The sequence below is a fragment of the Rhizobium sp. SEMIA4064 genome (assembly GCF_003025035.1).
Taxonomy (GTDB): Bacteria; Pseudomonadota; Alphaproteobacteria; order Rhizobiales; family Rhizobiaceae; genus Rhizobium; species Rhizobium paranaense.
Genome location: NZ_PYJN01000019.1, coordinates 247,249 through 266,741, shown reverse-complemented (window position 1 = coordinate 266,741; position 19,493 = coordinate 247,249). Strand labels below are relative to the sequence as shown.

The following is a 19,493-nucleotide window of genomic DNA, read 5'->3' as shown; positions in this document are numbered from 1 at the left end:
CCAATATATCCGGCGGCGGGACACTCCTCCCCAACGAGGAGCTTTCTATCTGAGAGGATAGCATCATGACTAAGCTCGCCAAGCCGGACATCCGTCCGAACAATACCCATTTCTCTTCTGGCCCCTGCTCGAAGCGCCCCGGTTGGACGCTCGATGCGCTTTCCGACGCGCCTTTTGGCCGTTCGCATCGTGCGAAAGTCGGCAAGGCCAAGCTGAAGCAGGCCATCGATCTTACTCGCGAAATTCTGGAAGTGCCGGCGGATTACCGCATCGGCATCGTTCCGGCTTCCGATACCGGCGCCGTCGAAATGGCGCTGTGGTCGCTGCTCGGAGAGCGCGGCGTCGACATGCTCGCCTGGGAAAGCTTCGGGGCCGGCTGGGTCACCGACGTCGTCAAGCAGCTCAAGCTCAAGGACGTCCGCAAGCTTGAAGCCGCCTATGGCGAGCTGCCCGACCTTTCCGCCGTCGATTTCGACCGCGACGTGGTCTTCACCTGGAACGGCACGACCTCCGGTGTCCGCGTTCCGAATGCCGATTTCATCCCGGCCGACCGCAAGGGCCTGACGATCTGCGACGCCACCTCGGCCGCTTTCGCTCAGAACCTTGATTTTGCCAAGCTCGATGTCGTCACCTTCTCCTGGCAGAAGGTTTTGGGCGGCGAGGGCGCACACGGCGTCATCATCCTGTCGCCGCGCGCCGTCGAGCGCCTGACGACCTATCAGCCGGCCTGGCCGCTGCCGAAGATCTTCCGCATGACCAGCGGCGGCAAGCTGATTGAAGGCATCTTCACCGGCGAGACCATCAATACGCCGTCGATGCTCTGCGTCGAGGACTATATCGATGCTCTTCTTTGGGCCAAGGACCTCGGCGGTCTCAAGGCGCTGATCGGCCGTGCCGATGCCAACGCCAAGGTCATCCATGACTTCGTTGCTGCCAACGACTGGATTGCCAATCTCGCAGTCAAGGCTGAGACGGAATCCAACACTTCCGTCTGCCTGAAGATCGTCGACAAGGACATTGCCGCTCTCGATGAGGACGGTCAGGCGAATTTCGCCAAGGGTCTGGTCGCGCTGCTTGAAAAGGAAGGCGTCGCCTATGACGTCGGCCACTACCGCGACGCGCCGTCGGGTCTGCGCATCTGGGCCGGTGCGACGATCGAAGCTGCCGACATGCAGAAGCTGATGCCCTGGCTCTCCTGGGCTTTCGAAACGCAGAAGGCGACGCTCTCCCAGGCTGCTGCCTGAGATCATAGCGTCCACGGGCTCCGCCGAGAGGGCGGAGCCAGCATTCGCAATTCTCGTTATTTTCACGCAGTTCCCAACGGAAAACCGCTTCGCATTTTCCTGGAATTGCTTGTCATCGTTGACCCATTTCCCAGGAGGCCTCCATGGCACCTCGCGTTCTCGTATCCGACGAACTGTCGGAAACCGCCGTCCAGATCTTTCGCGATCGCGGCGTTGAAGTCGATTTCCAGCCGCAGCTCGGCAAGGACAAGGAAAAGCTGCTCGAAATCATCGGCAATTATGATGGTCTCGCCATCCGTTCCGCCACCAAGGTGACCGAGAAGATCATCGAAGCGGCGAAGAACCTCAAGGTCGTCGGCCGCGCCGGTATCGGCGTCGACAATGTCGATATCCCGGCTGCTTCGCGCCGCGGTATCATCGTCATGAACACGCCCTTCGGCAATTCGATCACGACTGCGGAACATGCTATCGCGCTGATGTTTGCCGTTGCTCGCCAGCTTCCGTCTGCCGATGCCTCGACCCAGGCCGGCAAGTGGGAAAAGTCGAAGTTCATGGGTGTCGAAATCACCGGCAAGACGCTCGGCGTCATCGGTGCCGGCAATATCGGCTCCATCGTCATTGCCCGCGCCATCGGTCTGAAGATGCACGTCGTTGCCTATGACCCGTTCCTTTCCAAGGAACGCGCCGAGGAAATGGGCGTCGTCAAGGTCGAGCTCGACGAACTCTTTGCTCGCGCCGATTTCATCACGCTGCATGTGCCGCTGACGGACAAGACGCGCAACATCATTGACGCCGACGCGCTCGCCAAGACGAAGCCAGGCGTGCGCATCATTAACTGCGCGCGCGGCGGTCTGGTGGATGAGGCGGCCCTTGCCGCCGCCATCAAGTCCGGCCATGTCGCCGGCGCCGCCTTCGACGTGTTCGAAGTCGAGCCCGCCAAGGAAAGCCCGCTCTTCGGCCTGCCGAATGTCGTCTGCACACCGCATCTCGGCGCATCGACCACGGAAGCGCAGGAGAATGTCGCTCTGCAGGTCGCCGAGCAGATGTCGGATTACCTCGTCAAGGGCGCGGTTTCCAACGCCATCAACATGCCCTCGATCACCGCTGAGGAAGCGCCGATCCTGAAGCCGTTCATCAAGCTCGCCGATGTTCTCGGCGCCTTCGTCGGCCAGGTCACTGAAGATCCGATCAAGGAAATCGAAATCCTCTACGATGGCGTGACCGCCGGCATGAACACGAAGGCTTTGACGAGTGCGCTGCTGGCCGGCCTGATCCGCAATCAGGTTGCTGACGTCAACATGGTTTCGGCGCCGATCATGATCAAGGAAAAGGGTATCGTGCTCGCCGAAGTCAAGCGCGACAAGACCGGGGTCTATGATGGCTACATCAAGCTGACGGTCACCACCGACAGCATGACGCGCTCCGTCGCCGGCACCGTCTTCTCCGACGGCAAGCCGCGCTTCATCCAGATCAAGGGCATCAACCTTGACGCCGATGTCGGCAACCACATGGTTTATATCGCCAATACCGACGTTCCCGGCATGATCGGCTTCATCGGCACGACGCTCGGCGCGGCCAATGTCAACATCGCCAACTTCCAGCTCGGCCGTGACAAGCAGGGCGGCGATGCCATTGCGCTGCTTTACGTCGATGGCGCGATCAACGATGAGGTTTTGGGCAAGCTGACCGCTCACCAGGCGATCCGCCAGGCAAAGCCGCTGGTGTTCAACGTCGACTAAGTTAAGCTCCTCCCAAGAGCGACAAGAAGGCCCGGCGCAACGCGAGTTGCACCGGGTTTTTCGTGATTGCAAACGGGTTGTGGATAAGTTCACGCAGGAGGCTATCGGCTCCCGCGGAACGCGCCTATCTCTTTGTCATGGGGGCGTCACAACGGAATAGTTTCGACAGCATCAAGGGCAGGGCGGCGACGGCTTGGCTCGCGAAACCGGCTGCGGTCGCGATCGTGCTGTTTGCGCGCGCCATTACCGCCGTGAGAGCGATCTGGTCGGAAAGCGGCGTGCCCGCCGGCCGTTGCGTTTATTTCGCCAATCACTCCAGCCATGGTGATTTCATCCTCATCTGGGCGGTGCTGCCGCCGCGGCTTCGCCGGCGAACCCGCCCGGTCGCCGGCGCCGACTATTGGCTGAAATCGAAGCTGAACAGCTTCATCGGCCGTGACGTCTTCAACGCCGTGCTCATCGAACGGGACCGCGAAGCGCGGACGGAAGACCCGATCGAGCAGATGGCGGCCGCCATCGATGCCGGCTCCTCGCTGATCCTATTTCCCGAGGGCACGCGGAACCTGACCGACGTACCCCTGCAGCCTTTCAAGAGCGGGTTGTTTCATCTGGCGAAGATTCGCCCCGATATCGATCTCGTTCCCGTCTGGATCAACAATCTCAACCGTGTCATGCCCAAGGGCGAGTTCGTGCCCATTCCGCTGATCTGTACAGTGACCTTCGGTGACGCGCTGCGCATTGGCGCAGACGAAGAGAAGGCGGATTTTCTGGCACGGGCGCAATCGGCGCTGCTGGCCCTCTCTCCCAATCAAGCGGGGCCAAAACAAGCGGGGAATGGCGAATGAGTGCGGCGAGCGCCGATCTGATCCATCTCGTCCTCGGTATCTTCGGCGTACTGATCGTCGCATCCGTCATCGGCTATGTGCTGCAGCACCGCCTGTCGCCGGATGGCTCCAACGCGGCGATCGAAAACCTGAATGCCCGCATCAAGGCCTGGTGGGCGATGGTGATCCTGATCGGCATCGCCTTTCTGATCGGTCGTGTCGGCGTTCTCCTGCTTTTCGGCTTTTGCTCCTTTGCAGCGCTGCGCGAATTCATCACGCTGACCAACACCCGGCGCGCCGACCATTGGGCACTGGCAACCGCCTTTTTTGTTGTCCTGCCAGTGCAATATTATCTGCTCTGGGCCAGGCAATACGGCATCTTTTCCATCTTCATCCCGGTCTATGCCTTTCTGTTCATGCCGATCATCGCGGTCTTGCGCGGCGATACGGAACGCTTCCTGATGCGCATCGCCGAGGTGCAATGGGCGCTGATGATCTGTGTCTTCTGCGCCTCGCATGTGCCGGCATTGTTGACCCTGCAGATACCCGGCTATGAGGGTCGCAACGTCCTCTTGATCGCCTTCCTCGTCATCGTCGTGCAGCTCAGCGATGTCCTGCAATATGTCTGGGGCAAGCTGTTCGGCCGCCACAAGATCGCGCCGAGACTATCGCCATCCAAAACGGTCGAAGGCTTTCTCGGCGGCGTCGCCAGCGCGACGCTGATCGGGGCGGCGCTTTGGTGGATCACGCCGTTTACGCCGTTTGAGGCCGGCCTGCTTGCCTTCGTGATCACCCTCATGGGCTTTTTCGGCGGGCTGGTGATGTCGGCGATCAAGAGGGATCGTGGCGTCAAGGACTGGGGACATCTGATCGAAGGTCATGGCGGGCTGATCGACCGGCTGGATTCAGTCGTCTTCTCCGCGCCGATCTTCTTTCATCTCGTCCGCTTTTGGTGGTCGCTGTCATGACGGCGCGGGTGAAGGCGCTTGCCGGCAGCAGCATCGTGCATGTGCTTTTCGCCTTTCTCGCCATGGGCGGATGGGCCGTCTTTGCCAACCGCCTGCATCCGATGCCGCAGCCGGTGATCGCAGGTCTCGTCCAGGGCATTCTTTCCGGCTGCCTGACGCTGTTTCTGAAGTCGGTGGTGGAAGCCCTGTCGAGACGGTTCAGCGGCTTCACGGTTCTCTGGGCGCCGCCATTGATCGCCTGTCTCGGCTCTACCGGCATATTGGTGACGATCCATGCGCTCAGCGGCACGCCGGAAATATTGAAGACGATCGCGGTGCCGCTGCTGGTTTCGACCAGCTATGCGGCGATCTACAATTATTCGATTTCCAGCGGGAGGCGTTAGGTTCATGGGCGAGGGAACGGGCGACAGGCGGCCCTTGGCGAGCCGCAACACACGCTGGGCGCAGGCGCTGGCGCGGCGTATGACGAGGCTCTCGGTGACGCCGAACCAGATATCGCAGGCGAGCATGGTCATGGCGGCGCTGGCTGGCGGGGCCTTCTGGCTGTCGGGGCAGGGCGGCGGCGGGTCGCGCGCCATATGGCTGATCCTTGCGGCCCTCTTCTGCCAACTTCGCCTGCTCTGCAATCTGCTGGACGGCATGGTCGCGGTCGAGGGCGGCAAGGGCGAGGCGGATGGGCCGTTCTGGAATGAATTCCCCGATCGCGTCGCCGATATCCTGATCTTTGCCGGCGTCGGCTATGGTATCGCCGCACCGGGCCTCGGCTGGGCCGCCGCTGCCTTTGCCGTTCTCACCGCCTATGTCCGCGAGCTCGGCCGCGCCACTGGCAATCCCAGCGATTTCGGAGGCCCGATGGCCAAACAGCATCGTATGGCGACGATCACCGCGGCTGCCCTGCTGTCTGTTATGGAAGTGCTGTGGAGCGGCAGCTCCTGGGTGCTGACCATCGCGCTCTGGGTCGTCGCCGTCGGGGCCGCGGTGACGGCGCTTCGGCGCGGTTTCAATCTTATCCGGCAGCTAAAAGCCAGAGGTTGATTGGCGATCTCATCCGATGGCGAGCGGCTGTCGCAATGTCGGTGATTCGCCGCCCCTTGCGCCGGGCAGCAATCCTTTCTATATCCCTGATCCATCAAGGCTAGGCGGCCAAATTGCCGTATGCCCGCAGACGATAAAAATCCGCCGCTTTTGCATGGCAACCGGTGGACAGAAGACAGCACCGAAGATCGACTGAGATTGGCGGCAAGACCGTGAACACACTGGATTTTGACAAGAGGCCGGAAGATACGCGCGTCGTCGTCGCCATGTCTGGCGGCGTCGATAGTTCTGTTGTCGCCGGCATTCTGAAGCGCCAGGGCTATGATGTGCTCGGCATCACGCTGCAGCTCTACGATCACGGCGCTGCCGTGCACCGCGCCGGCTCCTGCTGCGCCGGCCAGGATATCGATGATGCCCGCCGCGTCTGCGAGACGCTTGGCATTCCGCATTACGTGCTCGATTACGAAAAGCGTTTCCGCGAGACAGTGATCAATCCCTTCGCTGAAAGCTATGTTGCCGGCGAGACGCCGATCCCCTGCGTTGCCTGCAACCAGACCGTCAAGTTCGCCGATCTCCTGGCAACCGCCAAGGAACTCGGCGCCGATGCGCTGGCGACCGGCCATTATATCCGCTCGCGCCCGAACTCGTCCGCCGACCATCCGGGCCGCCGTGCGCTCTATCGCCCGGCCGATGCCGATCGCGACCAGAGCTATTTCCTCTTTGCCACCACGCAGGAGCAGATCGACTATCTGCGCTTTCCGCTCGGCGGCATGCCGAAGGCGGAAACGCGTGCGCTTGCCGAGGAAATGGGCCTCGTCGTCGCCAAGAAGGCCGACAGCCAGGACATTTGTTTCGTGCCGCAGGGCAAATATTCCGACGTGATCGCCAAGCTGAAGCCGAATGCGGCACTTGCCGGCGAGATCGTCCATCTCGATGGCCGCGTGCTCGGCCAACACGAGGGTATCCTGCATTATACGATCGGTCAGCGCCGCGGCATCGGCATCGCGACCGGCGAGCCTCTTTATGTCGTCTATCTCGACGCCCGCTCGCGCCGCGTCATCGTCGGCCCGAAAGAAGCGCTGGAGACGCACCGTGTCTATCTCCGTGACGTCAACTGGCTCGGCGACGAGCCGCTGAGTCAGGCGGCTTCCGGCGAAGGGTTTGCCTGCTACGCCAAGGTCCGCTCGACCCGCGCCCCGGCACCCGCCGTGCTGCATGCCGATGCGACCGGCATTTATGTCGACCTGACGATCGGCGAAGCCGGCGTTGCCCCGGGCCAGGCCTGCGCGCTCTATTCCGCCCCCGGTGACGACGCCCGCGTCTATGGCGGTGGCTTCATCGAACGCTCCGAGCGCGAACCGACGGCGGAAGCCTCGTTGAAAGCATTGCTGGCCAGCCCCGTCGCCGCCTGAAGGCGGCAGCGCGCCGGGGTAGGGGAAAGCATTGATTTTTCCAAATCATCCGCTTGACACAAAGCCGAACCGCACCTTATAAGCCGCTCAACCGACGAGCCAACGCTCCTCGAGCGGCGGTTTCGTTTGGCCCTTGCACTTAGTCTAACCGACTATGTGCTGTAGTGGCGGAGTAGCTCAGTAGGTCAGAGCAGAGGAATCATAATCCTTGTGTCGGGGGTTCAAATCCCTCCTCCGCTACCATCAGTCCCCCCAAGCAAATCAGCAGGCTTGCCGATCAGTGTTGAAAGATAGCTGATAGGTTCGGCTTCCATGCCAATTCAGTTCGCGGACACCGCCTTCAAACGCCCAAAATCGCATCGATCTGGGCAATCAGGGCGGCATAGGTTTCGATATGTCGGTGGTATTCCGCCTTGATCTCCTCGGTTATCTCGGCAAGAGGGCCATTGCCCTCCTGGCGAAAATGACGGATGTCCTTTTCTTCCATCGACTGAAGTTGTTCCTGATGCTCGGCAATTTTCTGCTCGTAGCTCTTCCGACGTTCATGCAAATCCATCGCACCCTCCATTCGGCAAGCAATCATTTGCTAAGATAGCTCTTTCGGCCGTCATCGGTAAGGCAGTAATGGCCGCCGCGTGGCCCGACGCAATACGATCCACCTCGGCAGGAGCAATCTGTTGAAGTCGTTGGTTCCATGTCCGCGGGCGCTGATCCGAGAAGGGATGCGCCGCCCATGTAAGACTCGCACGATTTCTTGCTCGCGCTGACAGATCCGTCATTGCAGATGAAAGTTGATCCCTGGCAGTGATCGATGCCGCCTTTGCGGCCGCTGCAGGGTGTATTGGCCGCCTCGCAATAAGCCGGCACCAAGATCAAAGTCGCTCCGCAGATTGCAATCCATGCTCGCATCAAGTCCCCTCTGTGCGAGAACTATTCGATCGCTGCAATGAGACGCGAAGGTCGAATGAGCCGCGCGCAAGAGGCCGCTTCGCCTGAAATTATGACGATTTTATCCGGAATTGCGTGAAAATCGAGTGCGAGTATTCGCCGATAAGTCGCGACGTCGGCGGCGCCAACGTCTCAGAAGTCAATGAAGAAGCTGCAGCACCATAAGCGCTACCGTGGTTATACCAGCGCATACCGTCATGGCAGTCAGAATCGAAGTCGACATCATCTCGCTCCTCAAACCGAATTTTCGGAACTGATTACAGAAGCGGGAGCGGGATGTCGCGTGACAGATAGCGTGACGTAGCGTGAGTTCACCTCGGCGACCGGAAGCCGGACGACTTCGCAGCCTTTATTTATTCAGCCTCCGCTCGAAACTAAGCTGGAATGACATCTCAAAAAAGCCCCCGCCTACTTGAGTTTCAGCGGGGGGAGGAAATATGACAGAACTCTTATATTAGAATATGCGAATTCTATATCAAAGGCGAAAGCGGATTCAAAAACCTCTGTTCGGCCAGTTTGGGTAACTTTTTGTTTCTGCGGTGGCCCAAAAGACTTGTTGCGATCGCAACAGCGTAAGCGAGCCACACTTACTGAGATATTTGATAGCGAAGAAATCAGGCCGACTCAGCTTTCACCATTATCAATGCGTCGTCTCAAATCCTCGGCGAAATATTTGTAGTTCTCCAGCATGTCCTCATAGTGAGTGAGGACTATGGCCGTGATGTCCTCCCAAGGGCCGTCACCGAATTTGGCTTGATGCTGAATTTCCCCGGCCTGAATGCGAGAGATGCGCTGCGAGAACTCCTCGATTTGCCCGACGCAGTCTGCCAAACGTTCGACAAGCGATGTACCCATCTTCTCCTCCGTCCTGCGCGTAATGACTGTGCAGAAGTCAACAATGATAGGCGCGGAAAGACAAGCTATCCGAGAGGGCATACGCCTGTCAGCTCGCTTTTGGGCAAGGACGATGCGGCGTGCGCGGCGCTATTGGCGCTGGCGGCAGGCAATGGGCTTCATGTTTGCCGGTTAATTTCATGCTGCAATGCCGCAATAGTGCCGTCCGCGAACGCAATGTCGCCTTGATGCTGTGAGAGGCCCTGCCGCGACGGTTGCCGATGCTCGGCCGCTTTTACCAGGAATTACGAGACCAGCGATGCATTGGGATCTAATAACAATCGCAGCAATTTTTGCTCTGTTTGCCGCCGTGCGAGAGGGCCGGCTTATCCTTGCCAAGGCAAGAGATTCGAATTGGAATAGCTTCAGGCTCCGCTAGCCGCAAAACACTTCACGATAACGCCGTGAGTCCAGGCGACAGAAAAAGTGCGCAACGAGTTCATTCTTGCGTCCTTTTTGTGAAGATTATGACTCCTTGCCGCGTTGGTGCGGCAAGGGGGATGCATCATGGATTACTACGTGACACTCGCAGTATGCGTTACCGCCGGGTCGTTCGTCTTTGCGGTTATGAATATTCGCTAGGATCGGCACGGCTGGTGTAAGGGAACGCCGTACAGGCGCGAGTCCAATGAACGCGCACCTGTATCGGTCGAGTGGTGTCCGAGCCTACAGCCTCGGGCAGGTCAAAGGCGTGAAGAGCTCAATGCATCATAGGCATTGATCAAACGGTCGACATCCAGCCCATGCTCTTGCGGCCCGAAGCTGAGGTGGCTGACGGTAAAGTCCGCGTAGATCGCGGTGGGCCGATCGAGGAAGGTCGGCAGGTCGACCGTCAGGGCGTATTCGTCATCGCCTTTCGGAAGAGCCATATGCAGCAGGTCTTTGCCGAGCCAGGATATGAAGTTGATCGATTGGCGCTCCGTCCATTCGATGACCTTATTCGGTAAAGGCAGGTACTTGTCGTCCTTTTCCAGGAAGTAGTCGTGAAGCTGGGTTGCGCGCTCGGCGCTCTGCCACAGGCTCCCGCCGAACCCGCCAGGGGGGCGCTCGAAATGGCCGAGGTCATCGGGCAATGCGCCGCCTTGTTGTTGCCAATAGGCGCACACGCCGTTGTTCACGACATTTGCGGAGACGACGAAGTAATTCGGATTGGCTCTTCTGAACTCGATGAATTCATTGAGTTTTTCGATGTCCAGATAGACGATGTCGTCGTCGCACTTCAGGAATACCGCGCTGGAAAACCGCTCCAGCCGTTTCGCGTAGTAGTCATAAGCCTGCCAATAGGGCAGTTTTTCATTGGGATTGCCGACATAACGCCGCACGGGGGCGTTTACATCGCAAAGTTCCAAATCGGCGCCCCATCCCCCGCGGACCATGACCGATGCGCCGGAACCCAAGTTCAGCTCGGGCCATTTGCCGATCGTCACGCCGTTCACCTGAAGTACGGGAGCGCCGGCCGAGTCGATGCTGAGGACGACCTGGTTCGGCAGGCTTGGTGAGAGAACGCCGGGAGTCGATTTGCTCCAAATCGTCGTGGCTTCAGCCCTGCTTGCGAAATTATTGAGGTCGCTGCGGTTGATGCTGCGAAGAACCGAGTGGGTATTGACCCAGCCACCGACGACAATTTCGTAACAGGTTTCGTCCTCACCATTCGGAAGAATGGCGATATGAAGATCGTGGTCTATTTTCGCATTGGTGCGGAAAGAGGAACGCGACGTGACCGCTCCCTTTACCTGATAGGGCGCTTCGGACCCCATGTATCGCGCCGGGCCGAATTCGCGCGTAACCCAGTCGCTATCTTCAGAGGAACGCGTGAAATCCCATATGTGCCATTCATCAATGATGCCGTCATTGATTGCCTTGCGGATGTACTTGGTCAAAATCTCCATTCGCTTTTGCCGCCCGGCGAATGTCACAAGTATTACAGGATTCATAGTGTCCTCTTCGCTCGCAGCCGTTGCCGCAATCCAACTTTAAAGTGATGCCGGCTCAGTCAACAAACGGCTGTCGCTCGCAAGCGGTGCGTAATCGTTCCATTGGGCCAGTTTCTGGAGATAGCGGCGCCGGTAGTCTTGATCGTCCTCGAATTCGATATTCTCCAGAACGATCTCGGCGCCAACCTCGTAGTACACATCAAGATTGCGCAGGTCGGGCGCGGGCGTTTCTCCGCGCTCGATCTCGCCCTGCATCTGCCAGAACAGATGCTCGAGACGCCGCGCAAGGCCTGGAATATCGCGCAACGCGCTGGTCTCGCGCTGGCGCTGCAAGGAATCCCGGATCGCCGTGAGGCTCTCGCGGTCATGCGCGAACGCGATAGCGCGGCTGACATAATCATCCGGTCCGCTGCAGATCAGCTCGGGAACGCCGGCAGCCGCAACGATGCTGCTGCAGAAGCGCGAGGCGAAGCTTTTTCCGGGCATGGTCAAGACCGGCAGCCCGACGGTGATGGCGTCAGCCGCGGTGGAATGCGCCCCATAGGGGAAGGTGTCCAGGAAGAGATCGGCCAGCGCCATTCGCGCGAGATGGTTTGGATTGGCGGCCTTGGACGCGAAAATAAGACGCTCGGGCGCCACGCCGTTTTGCTCGGCCATCTGGCGCAGGCGCTGGTTGACGTCCGGTGCCTCAGCCAGCAGCCACAGCACGCTGTCGGGTGTCGCGGAAAGGATCTGCATCCAGCGGGCAAAGCAGTTGGCGGTGATCTTCTGCATGCCGTTGAGGCAGGCGTAGACGAAGGCGTCCTCCGGCAGGCCGGCTTCCGCGCGGGTCGGCCGCGCGGCGATCAGCCGTTTGCGGTCGATGGGCTGGTTGCAGGCAATCCGCAGCACCTTTTCCGTATAGTAGATTTCGTTCTCCGGCGGGATGATGTGCTCGTCCGCGATGATGTATTGATGGAACGGGCTGGCAGTCGTGCCGGGATAGCCGCAGAAATTGACGATGACCGGCGCCGGGCGGTAGGCGAAGATCTTCGCGCGTGCATGTTTGGTGTATCCGTTGACGTCGACGAGAATGTCGATCTCGTCAGCGCGGATTTGCTTTGCCGCGTCGATATCGCTGAGCGTAGAGATTTCCCGCCAGCAATCCACCGCGTTCTTGATCCGCGTTTGTGTTGCGTCGTTGGATCGGGGCTCGCCGCAATAATAGGCGAAGACCTCGACGCTGCTCTTGTCATGCAGCTCCAGAACTTCCCTAAGCGCAAAGCCGACCGCGTGATCGCGCAGATCTGATGAGACATAGCCGACGCGCAAGCGCTCTCCAGTCCCCGATTTCTGCTTTGGGGCCTGGCGTGGGAAATCACGGAGATCGGGCCGCCCGATCAGAGATTTGTGATAGCGATAGGCCTTGGCGAGCTGAAATAGGGGATCGTCGGTGTAGCAGCCGAGAATCAAGGGCGACATCGCGTCCAACAGGTTCCGGGCCGAAACGTGTTCGGACGTGACCAAAGTCGGCCACTTACATTGGTGCTGCCGCAACGACGTCCAATGCTGTCCTGCCTCGGTCTTGGTGGGCTGCAGCTCGATCGCCTGCCATAAAGCCGCTTCCGCCTCTTCGAGCGAACCGACGCTTTCGAGAACGCGGCCGATGTGCTGGAGGGCCATCAGGCGATAGCCAATCTTTTCAGCCGTGATCTCGGCGGTCGCTTTTGCGAAATCTCGCCATTGCTCGACAGCCCGGCCGTGCAGGCCGCTGTCTTCCAGCAGACGGCCAAGGTTGATGTGCGCCGGCCCGAATTGCGGAGACAGCTTCAGACAGGCTCGCAGCGCGTGGATCGCACCCGCAGTATCACCACTTTGGTTGGCGGCAACCGCATAGTTGAAATAAGCAAGATGCAGCAGGGGATTGGTGTCGTTGAAGGCGATCCACGTCTTGTAAAGCTCAACTGCCTGCGCGTGCTTTCCGATGCCGTTCAAAACTTCGGCGAGTTGGAACAGTTCGCCAAGCGGCAATTGCTGGTTCCGCGCCCTCTCCGACGCGCTGACGAGCGGCGAGACCTGGGGCGAGACAGAGGCAATATTGACGGTCATGGACATCCTGCGACAAGACGGCCTTGCGGCCGAGGGTGTGAACTGACGAGCGAAAGCGTCATCCCTTCTAGCGCAGCTAGCTTGCGTCGGACTGGTTGTTTTCAGTGGGAGCTGTGGCAGGGAGCGGGACGTCCTCCGCCCATGACACACGGCGAAGTGGGCCCTCCGTAGCCTGCCGAGAGGCATGACGAGCAAATCGCAACGATTCCGATTCACATCTCACGAAGAAAGCGCCGCGCAATCTCTCGCGCGACGCTGAGGTCTATTGCGGCGCGTATGAAACCGCGCCGCAATCCGTTGGATCTTAGTTGTAGGCCGCGTAGGCCGAGATGACCGCTGAGACCTGTCCTTGATCCAGTGCCTGCACCTGTGTGGTGGTGAAAGCGTAAAGCTGGGCGCTGGAGAGCGACGCGATGTCATCCGTGGACAGTCCAGCCAGACCCGCCGTGCTGATCGCCGCGATCTCGTCAGTCGAGAAGGTTGCGATGTCAGCGGTGGAGAGGGCGCCGACTTCGGAGGCCGTCATCGCGCCGATCTGCGTGCTCGTGAGAGCGGCGACCTGATCGGTGGAGAGGGCGGCAACCTGTGCGGAGCTCAGGGCCGAGACTTGGCCGGTCTTCAGCACACCGATCTGATCGGTGGAGAGGGCGGCAACGTCGTCGGTGGAGAGCGCGCCGATCTGCGAGCTTGTCAGCGCGCCGACCTGGTCGGTGGTCAGGACCTTGGCCTGGTCGGTGGAGAGAGCGCCGATCTGGGTGGTGCTCAGCTTAGCGATCTGGCTGGTCTTCAGAGCAGCAACCTGATCGGTGGAGAGAGCAGCAACCTTATCGGAGGTCAGTCCGGACAGAGCCGAAGTGCTGATCGCCGCGATCTCGTCGGTCGAGAAGGTTGCGATATCAGCGGTGGACAGAGCACCAACTTCCGTTGCCGTCAGAGCGCCGATCTGCGTCGAAGTCAGAGCGGCAGCCTGGTCGGTGGAGAGGGCTGCAACCTGTGCGGAGCTCAGGGCTGAGACTTGACCGGTCTTCAGTACACCGATCTGAGCGGTAGTGAGGGCGGCAACATCGTCAGTCGAGAGTGCACCGATCTGCGAGCTTGTCAAAGCACTGACCTGGTCGGTGGTCAGAACCTTGGCCTGGTCGGTCGAGAGAGCGCCGATCTGAGTGGTGCTGAGCTTCGCGACCTGACTGGTGGTCAGAGCGGCCACCTGATCGGTCGAGAGGGCAGCAACCTTGTCGGAGGTCAGGCCCGACAGAGCCGCGGTGCTGATCGCTGCGATCTCGTCAGTCGAGAAGGTCGCGATGTCAGCGGTGGACAGAGCACCAACTTCGGTTGCCGTCAGGGCACCGATCTGGGTCGAGGACAGAGCAGCAGCCTGGTCGGTGGAGAGGGCTGCGATCTGGGCCGACTTCAGGGCGGCGACCTGAGCTGTCTTCAGAACACCGATCTGAGCGGTGGTCAGAGCGGCAACGTCGTCTGTAGAAAGAGCTGCGATCTGGGTCGATGTCAGAGCGGCCACTTGATCGGTGGTCAGAACCTTGGCCTGATCGGTCGAGAGTGCGCCGATCTGGGCAGTGCTCAACTTAGCGATCTGGCTGGTCTTCAGAGCCGCAACCTGATCAGTAGAGAGCGCTGCGACCTTATCAGAGGTCAGGCCGGACAAAGCCGCGGTGCTGATCGCTGCGATTTCGTCGGTCGAGAAGGTTGCGATGTCGGCCGTGGAGAGAGCGCCAACTTCTGTTGCCGTCAGGGCGCCAATCTGCGTCGAGGACAGTGCAGCGGCCTGGTCGGTGGAGAGAGCTGCGATCTGGGCCGACTTCATGGCTGCGACCTGCGCGGTCTTCAGAACACCGATCTGGTCGGTGGAGAGGGCGGCAACATCGTCAGTGGAGAGGACTGCAACCTGCTTCGAGGTCAGAGCGGCCACCTGGCTGGTGGAGAGAGCCTTGGCCTGATCGGTGGAGAGGCCGGCAACGTCGGCTGTGGTGAGCGCGGCGACCTGTTCGGTCGAGAGGCCCCCGAGCTGGGTCGTGGAGAGAACAGCCAGTTGGTCCAGGTTCAAACCAAGAATGGCGCTCGTCGATACGGCGCCAATCTGCGTGGAGGTGAAGGTGGAGATGTCCTGCGTTTCAAAAGCGGAGAGTTGCGTTGAGCTCAGCGCCTTGATCTGCGTGGTGCTCAGTGCTGCCACGTCGTCGGTGGTGAGCTGCTTAATCGTTGTGGTGGAAAGAGCTTTGATCTGAGTGATGCTCAGAGAAGAAATAACTGAAGTCATGGACGCGCCCCTAGTGTTAGCTGAATGCGAATATCACCCCTCTGCCGTCGGCCGCGCGAGAAGACCAGCAAAGTCCCTTTACGGCGTCGTTGGACGCGCGTTTGCTGGCAGCGTTACCCGCTTAATCGGACACCAATACCGGCGTCGACAATTCGGGCGTCCTGTCGGAAGAGAATGAAGTTACACGGAACATGGCTCGGACGAGCCGGCGCGTTGGAAGGGCATCATGCTTCCAGAGCCATGCACGGCCCTGATCCCTACGCCATTGGACGCTGACGTCTTGCCTGCTACCCCCGTTCGCCCAGATGCGTCTTTTACTCATGGGCGAATCGCGTTTTTCAGCAGACTTCTCGCGACCCAAGACCGCTTTTATTCGTTTGCTTTTAATTTTGAATTAACGACCGTCAAACTCCAGTTTTTCTTAGCAAAAGATCCGGCCTAATACTCCGCGCCATGAAAATGTGTTTGCCCGGCGTCATGCGCTTATCAGGGCATGCGCCTCGCGGCAGGCGGCGACGAAAGCCATGCGGGTTTCGTTCGCGGTGGTATATCCTTCAAAGCAATCGATGCAGGCGCGCAACGCGGCCTCATAGGCGTTTCCGTGGCGTATCGGCCAATCCACGGTCAGGCAGTCCGTAGCCTCGGCCGCTGTCCGGATGATGCGGATATTTTTCGGCAGGCGTACGACGACAGGCTTTCTCCAGGCGGTTTGAAACATCGCGCTCCTCGTTTTGGCATTTCAAAACGGGATAGCGGCGGTTTCGTTCCAAGCATTGTTGCGGACAGAGGCACAAAGCCACGGCGCGAGAGGAGAATCAGGTGATGCGGCGGTTTATTCGGCCATTGTGGTTTCGATCGGTACGCCTGCTTCCTTGGCGGCGGCGACGAAACTGTTGCGCGCTTCCAGCGGTTGCCTGATCCCGCTTTCAACATCCGTGCATATCTGCAAGGCCATCATGAACGCCTTGCCTTCGGCAACGGGCCATGCATTCAAGAGCATGTCCAATGCCTCTTTCGTGGTGCCAACGGTATAGATTTTCCCTGTTCGCGTGCAGATGACCATCACCGGGAAATTCCAATGTCTATTACTCATCATTCCAGCTCCGACCCACGCGCTCACGTTAACGCCAGGGTGGGCGAAGGTACAAGTAAAATTGCAGCGGATGTCCAGCGCGCGTTACCTTGCGCGGAGGCACGAGATCGTAAAAGACTTGAGTCTTCGTCAGAGAGGAGGGGCAGGTGGGCAGCTTCGCGGAAATTCTGGAACGGGCGGAAAAGCGCAAAGGCGGGGCGGAAGCGCTGAAAGCGCTGATGCCGAAAGCGCCCGATCATGATGCCTTGCGCGCCATGCCAGACGACAGGTTGCTGTCGGAAATGACGCGCTATGTCTTCTATGCCGGCTTCGTGCGCAATGTCATCGATTCCAAATGGCCGGGTTTCGAAGCGGCTTTCTCCGGTTTCGATCCGGTGTTCCTTAATTTCGCGCCCGACGATTACTGGCATGATCTGACCTCGGACACGCGCGTCGTGCGCAACGGCGCCAAGATCATGTCCGTGCGGGCCAATGCGCATTTCATTCGCCAACTTGCCGAGGAACATGGCAGCGCCGGGCGCTTCTTCGCCGATTGGCCGGTGGAGGATCATATCGGCCTGCTCGCCGTTCTCGACAAGCGCGCCAACCGCCTCGGCGGCATGAGCGGCCAATATTTCCTGCGCGCCATCGGACGCGACAGTTTCGTCATGAGCCATGACGTGCTCGTTTGCCTGCGCCTTTCTGGCCTGCTGATCTCGGAGACGAAGCCGACCAAGAAAGATTTCAAGCTGATCCAGGATCGGTTCAATGCCTGGGCCGCGGAAACGGGCCTGCCGCAAACCTATCTCTCGCGCATCTGCGCCTTCTCTGTGGGCATGCCGGGAGGGGAAGACGAGCCCTGATTGATTTGGCTGGTCGAATGATATTGGATCGTCTCTGAGAATAGGGAGAGACTTTCATGTCGACTGATAACAGGCCTTTGGCCATCAGCGCGCCCGAGCCGCGCTCGCTTGAACTCATCTTCAGCAAGGATGCGCTGTCGCTCCTCCATTCGAAATACCGGATCGTCGAGGCGGATCCGGAGAATATTGCCGGGCTTGGCGACGATGTGCTCGGCGAGGCGCGCTATATCATCGGCCAGCCGCCGCTTTCAAAGGACACGCTCGACCGCATGCCGCGCCTGCGCTGCATCCTGAATGTCGAAAGCAATCTCATCAACAACATGCCCTATGATGTCCTGTTCCAGCGCGGCATTCATGTCGTGACGACCGGACAGGTCTTTGCCGAGCCGGTGGCTGAAATCGGGCTCGGGTTTGCGCTCAGCCTGGCACGCGGCATCGTCGATGCGGATCTCGATTTTCGCGAGGGCAGGGAGCTTTGGGGCGGTGATGGCAATGCCAAGGCCCGGCTGATCTCCGGCAGCGATATCGGTATCGTCGGCTTCGGTGATCTCGGCAAGGCGCTGAGCAGGGTGCTGTCGGGCTTTCGCGCGACGGTCAGGGTGTTCGACCCTTGGATGCCGCCTTCGATCCTCAGGGAACATGGCGTCCAGCCGGCCGGCCTCGACGAGGTGCTGTCGGGCAGCGATTTCCTGTTCGTGGTGGCCTCCGTCACCAGCGAGAACAAGGGTTTTCTCGGCGCCGAGGCTTTTGCGCGCATGCGCAAGGGGGCGGCCTTCATCCTGCTCAGCCGTGCCGATGTGGTGGATTTCGACGCATTGATGGCCGAGGTCGCCTCCGGCCATATCGTTGCGGCGAGCGATGTCTATCCGGAGGAACCGCTTGGCAAGGACCATCCGGTGCGCGGCCTCAAAGGCTTCATCCGCTCGGCGCATCGCGCCGGTGCCCTTGACAGCGCCTTCAAGAAAATGGGCGACATGGTGTTGGAAGATATGGACCTGATGGATCGCGGCCTGCCGCCAATGCGCTGCAAGCGGGCGGAGCGCGAAACGGTGTCGCGGATGCGCTCGAAGCCGGTGACTAGAAACTGAAGCTGTAACTTCGCCATGCAGACCCGCAATGGGTGCATTTCCGCGCCGACTCATCTATGTCTCCGCCATCGAAGAGATGATGAGGAAATCGATGGCGAACCGGGAAATCGACGTGGCGTCTGTGGCAACCAGGAGCCGAATGACAGCATTTTTGGGCATTGTCGCCGTTATCGCCGTTGCAATGATCATCTTCAGCTCATGGTACACGATCGACCAGGGCGAGCGCGGTGTGATCCTTCGCACCGGGGCCATGGTCGGCACCGCGGAACCGGGCCTGCATTTCAAACTGCCGTGGATTGAAACCGTCGTCAAAATTCCCGTCACCCAGCAGGTAACCTATTGGACCTGCCAGAGCGGCACGAGCTGCCAGACCGGCGAGCATCAACAGATGCAGGCCTATTCACAGGACCAGCAGCCCGCCGATATGCGCGTGACTATTTCCTGGCATGTGCCGGCGGATGCGGTCGAGAAAGTCTATTCCGAATTCGGTTCGCTCGGTAACCTGGAATCGCGGTTGATTTCGCGCCGCGCGCCGCAGGATGTGAAGACTGTGTTCGGCAAATTCACCGCCGCCTCCGTCATTCAGAACCGGGCGCAGTTCAATACCGATGTTCAGGCGGCGATCGAGGCTGGCATTCAGGGGCCGGTGCAGATCGACAGCGTCCAGGTCGAAAATATCGATTTCTCCGATGCCTATGAGAACAGCATAGAGCAGCGCATGCTGGCCGAAGTCGAGGTGCAGAAGCTGCGGCAGAACGCCGAGCGGGAAAAGGTGCAGGCGCAAATCACTGTGACACAGGCCCAAGCGGCTGCCGATGCACGCCGCGCCGATGCGCAGGCTCAGGCCGACGCCGTGCGGCTGCAGGCGGAAGCCGATGCACAGGCGATCCAGCTCCGTGGAGATGCGGAGGCAAAAGCGATCAAGGCGCGCGGCGACGCGTTGCGTGACAATCCCAACCTGATCTTCCTCACTCAGGCGGAAAAATGGAACGGGCAATTGCCGACCACCATGCTGCCGAATGCCTCGGTGCCTATGCTCAATCTCGACGCGCGGCAGAATTCCGTCGTGCCGGTGGCTGGACAGCAGTAGGGTCAGCTTTGACGATCGG

The 19,493-nt window shown here is 59.8% G+C and carries 18 protein-coding genes and 1 tRNA gene; 11 read left to right on the top strand and 8 right to left on the bottom strand.

Translation table 11 applies throughout. The features are described from left to right. Positions 1-65 precede the first annotated feature (65 nt). The 8 genes from C9E91_RS15010 to C9E91_RS14975 all read left to right on the top strand — a co-directional run bounded on the left by C9E91_RS15010 (position 66) and on the right by C9E91_RS14975 (position 7,465). A complete protein-coding gene (locus C9E91_RS15010; protein ID WP_107109082.1) occupies positions 66-1,244 on the top strand; it encodes a phosphoserine transaminase in 1,179 nt (392 codons plus the stop codon). A 143-nt stretch (positions 1,245-1,387) separates the two neighbouring features. Further along, positions 1,388-2,983, top strand: a complete 1,596-nt coding sequence (gene serA, locus C9E91_RS15005) for a phosphoglycerate dehydrogenase (protein WP_107109081.1) — start codon at positions 1,388-1,390, stop codon at positions 2,981-2,983. 137 nt (positions 2,984-3,120) lie between these two features. Then, positions 3,121-3,828 (top strand): lysophospholipid acyltransferase family protein, encoded by a 708-nt coding sequence (locus C9E91_RS15000; protein WP_107109080.1) that lies wholly within the window; start codon positions 3,121-3,123, stop codon positions 3,826-3,828. Further along, entirely contained in the window at positions 3,825-4,775 is a 951-nt protein-coding gene (locus C9E91_RS14995; protein ID WP_107109079.1) for a phosphatidate cytidylyltransferase, read from the top strand. Before C9E91_RS15000 ends, C9E91_RS14995 begins: the two co-directional genes overlap by 4 nt. After that, positions 4,772-5,158: a hypothetical protein gene (locus C9E91_RS14990; protein WP_107109456.1), complete on the top strand. Its 387-nt coding sequence runs from the start codon at positions 4,772-4,774 to the stop codon at positions 5,156-5,158. The genes C9E91_RS14995 and C9E91_RS14990 overlap by 4 nt, the downstream gene beginning before the upstream one ends. Before the next feature lie 4 nt (positions 5,159-5,162). Then, positions 5,163-5,810 carry a CDP-alcohol phosphatidyltransferase family protein gene (locus C9E91_RS14985; protein WP_107109078.1) on the top strand — a complete coding sequence of 216 codons (648 nt, stop codon included), beginning with the start codon at positions 5,163-5,165 and terminating at the stop codon, positions 5,808-5,810. A gap of 212 nt (positions 5,811-6,022) precedes the next feature. Next, the gene (gene mnmA, locus C9E91_RS14980; protein WP_107109077.1) at positions 6,023-7,222 is read left to right on the top strand and encodes a tRNA 2-thiouridine(34) synthase MnmA; all 1,200 of its coding nucleotides are present in this window, start codon (positions 6,023-6,025) and stop codon (positions 7,220-7,222) included. A 166-nt stretch (positions 7,223-7,388) separates the two neighbouring features. Next, positions 7,389-7,465: transfer RNA gene (locus tag C9E91_RS14975), tRNA-Met, on the top strand. Positions 7,466-7,562: 97 nt separating this feature from the next. On the opposite strand, the gene C9E91_RS14970 is transcribed toward C9E91_RS14975, so the two are convergent. The 8 genes from C9E91_RS14970 to C9E91_RS14930 form a co-directional block, all read right to left on the bottom strand. Continuing rightward, a complete protein-coding gene (locus C9E91_RS14970) occupies positions 7,563-7,778 on the bottom strand; it encodes a hypothetical protein (protein ID WP_107109076.1) in 216 nt (71 codons plus the stop codon). A 23-nt stretch (positions 7,779-7,801) separates the two neighbouring features. Continuing rightward, on the bottom strand, positions 7,802-8,131 hold the full coding sequence (locus tag C9E91_RS20160; RefSeq protein ID WP_107109075.1) for a YdcA family protein: 330 nt from the start codon (positions 8,129-8,131) through the stop codon (positions 7,802-7,804). Positions 8,132-8,794: 663 nt separating this feature from the next. Continuing rightward, a complete protein-coding gene (locus tag C9E91_RS14960) occupies positions 8,795-9,025 on the bottom strand; it encodes a hypothetical protein (RefSeq protein ID WP_107109074.1) in 231 nt (76 codons plus the stop codon). A gap of 722 nt (positions 9,026-9,747) precedes the next feature. Then, positions 9,748-10,953 carry a DUF6250 domain-containing protein gene (locus C9E91_RS14955; protein ID WP_414125461.1) on the bottom strand — a complete coding sequence of 402 codons (1,206 nt, stop codon included), beginning with the start codon at positions 10,951-10,953 and terminating at the stop codon, positions 9,748-9,750. A gap of 84 nt (positions 10,954-11,037) precedes the next feature. Continuing rightward, on the bottom strand, positions 11,038-13,086 hold the full coding sequence (locus C9E91_RS14950; RefSeq protein ID WP_107109072.1) for an O-linked N-acetylglucosamine transferase, SPINDLY family protein: 2,049 nt from the start codon (positions 13,084-13,086) through the stop codon (positions 11,038-11,040). A gap of 304 nt (positions 13,087-13,390) precedes the next feature. Next, entirely contained in the window at positions 13,391-15,361 is a 1,971-nt protein-coding gene (locus C9E91_RS14945; protein ID WP_107109071.1) for a hypothetical protein, read from the bottom strand. Between the two features lie 475 nt (positions 15,362-15,836). Next, on the bottom strand, positions 15,837-16,079 hold the full coding sequence (locus tag C9E91_RS14935) for a DUF982 domain-containing protein (protein ID WP_107109069.1): 243 nt from the start codon (positions 16,077-16,079) through the stop codon (positions 15,837-15,839). A gap of 114 nt (positions 16,080-16,193) precedes the next feature. Next, a complete protein-coding gene (locus C9E91_RS14930; protein WP_107109455.1) occupies positions 16,194-16,454 on the bottom strand; it encodes a DUF982 domain-containing protein in 261 nt (86 codons plus the stop codon). A gap of 146 nt (positions 16,455-16,600) precedes the next feature. Between C9E91_RS14930 and C9E91_RS14925 the strand changes: the two genes are divergently transcribed. From C9E91_RS14925 to C9E91_RS14915, 3 genes are all read left to right on the top strand, one after another. After that, positions 16,601-17,296 carry a DNA-3-methyladenine glycosylase I gene (locus C9E91_RS14925; RefSeq protein ID WP_107109068.1) on the top strand — a complete coding sequence of 232 codons (696 nt, stop codon included), beginning with the start codon at positions 16,601-16,603 and terminating at the stop codon, positions 17,294-17,296. A 56-nt stretch (positions 17,297-17,352) separates the two neighbouring features. Next, the gene (locus C9E91_RS14920) at positions 17,353-18,384 is read left to right on the top strand and encodes a hydroxyacid dehydrogenase (RefSeq protein WP_107109067.1); all 1,032 of its coding nucleotides are present in this window, start codon (positions 17,353-17,355) and stop codon (positions 18,382-18,384) included. Between the two features lie 91 nt (positions 18,385-18,475). Then, entirely contained in the window at positions 18,476-19,474 is a 999-nt protein-coding gene (locus tag C9E91_RS14915) for a prohibitin family protein (protein ID WP_107109454.1), read from the top strand. Positions 19,475-19,493 lie beyond the last annotated feature (19 nt).

Excerpts from the sequence above, each read along its gene's own strand:
- C9E91_RS14955 (WP_414125461.1), bottom strand. The coding sequence starts at position 10,953 with ATGGAGATTTTGACCAAGTACATCCGCAAGGCAATCAATGACGGCATC.
- C9E91_RS14920 (WP_107109067.1), top strand. The coding sequence starts at position 17,353 with ATGTCGACTGATAACAGGCCTTTGGCCATCAGCGCGCCCGAGCCGCGC.
- C9E91_RS14930 (WP_107109455.1), bottom strand. The coding sequence starts at position 16,454 with ATGAGTAATAGACATTGGAATTTCCCGGTGATGGTCATCTGCACGCGA.
- C9E91_RS14935 (WP_107109069.1), bottom strand. The coding sequence starts at position 16,079 with ATGTTTCAAACCGCCTGGAGAAAGCCTGTCGTCGTACGCCTGCCGAAA.
- C9E91_RS14985 (WP_107109078.1), top strand. The coding sequence starts at position 5,163 with ATGGGCGAGGGAACGGGCGACAGGCGGCCCTTGGCGAGCCGCAACACA.
- C9E91_RS14995 (WP_107109079.1), top strand. The coding sequence starts at position 3,825 with ATGAGTGCGGCGAGCGCCGATCTGATCCATCTCGTCCTCGGTATCTTC.
- C9E91_RS20160 (WP_107109075.1), bottom strand. The coding sequence starts at position 8,131 with ATGCGAGCATGGATTGCAATCTGCGGAGCGACTTTGATCTTGGTGCCG.
- C9E91_RS15000 (WP_107109080.1), top strand. The coding sequence starts at position 3,121 with ATGGGGGCGTCACAACGGAATAGTTTCGACAGCATCAAGGGCAGGGCG.
- C9E91_RS14960 (WP_107109074.1), bottom strand. The coding sequence starts at position 9,025 with ATGGGTACATCGCTTGTCGAACGTTTGGCAGACTGCGTCGGGCAAATC.
- C9E91_RS15010 (WP_107109082.1), top strand. The coding sequence starts at position 66 with ATGACTAAGCTCGCCAAGCCGGACATCCGTCCGAACAATACCCATTTC.
- C9E91_RS14945 (WP_107109071.1), bottom strand. The coding sequence starts at position 15,361 with ATGACTTCAGTTATTTCTTCTCTGAGCATCACTCAGATCAAAGCTCTT.
- C9E91_RS14915 (WP_107109454.1), top strand. The coding sequence starts at position 18,476 with ATGGCGAACCGGGAAATCGACGTGGCGTCTGTGGCAACCAGGAGCCGA.
- C9E91_RS14970 (WP_107109076.1), bottom strand. The coding sequence starts at position 7,778 with ATGGATTTGCATGAACGTCGGAAGAGCTACGAGCAGAAAATTGCCGAG.
- serA (WP_107109081.1), top strand. The coding sequence starts at position 1,388 with ATGGCACCTCGCGTTCTCGTATCCGACGAACTGTCGGAAACCGCCGTC.
- C9E91_RS14990 (WP_107109456.1), top strand. The coding sequence starts at position 4,772 with ATGACGGCGCGGGTGAAGGCGCTTGCCGGCAGCAGCATCGTGCATGTG.
- C9E91_RS14950 (WP_107109072.1), bottom strand. The coding sequence starts at position 13,086 with ATGACCGTCAATATTGCCTCTGTCTCGCCCCAGGTCTCGCCGCTCGTC.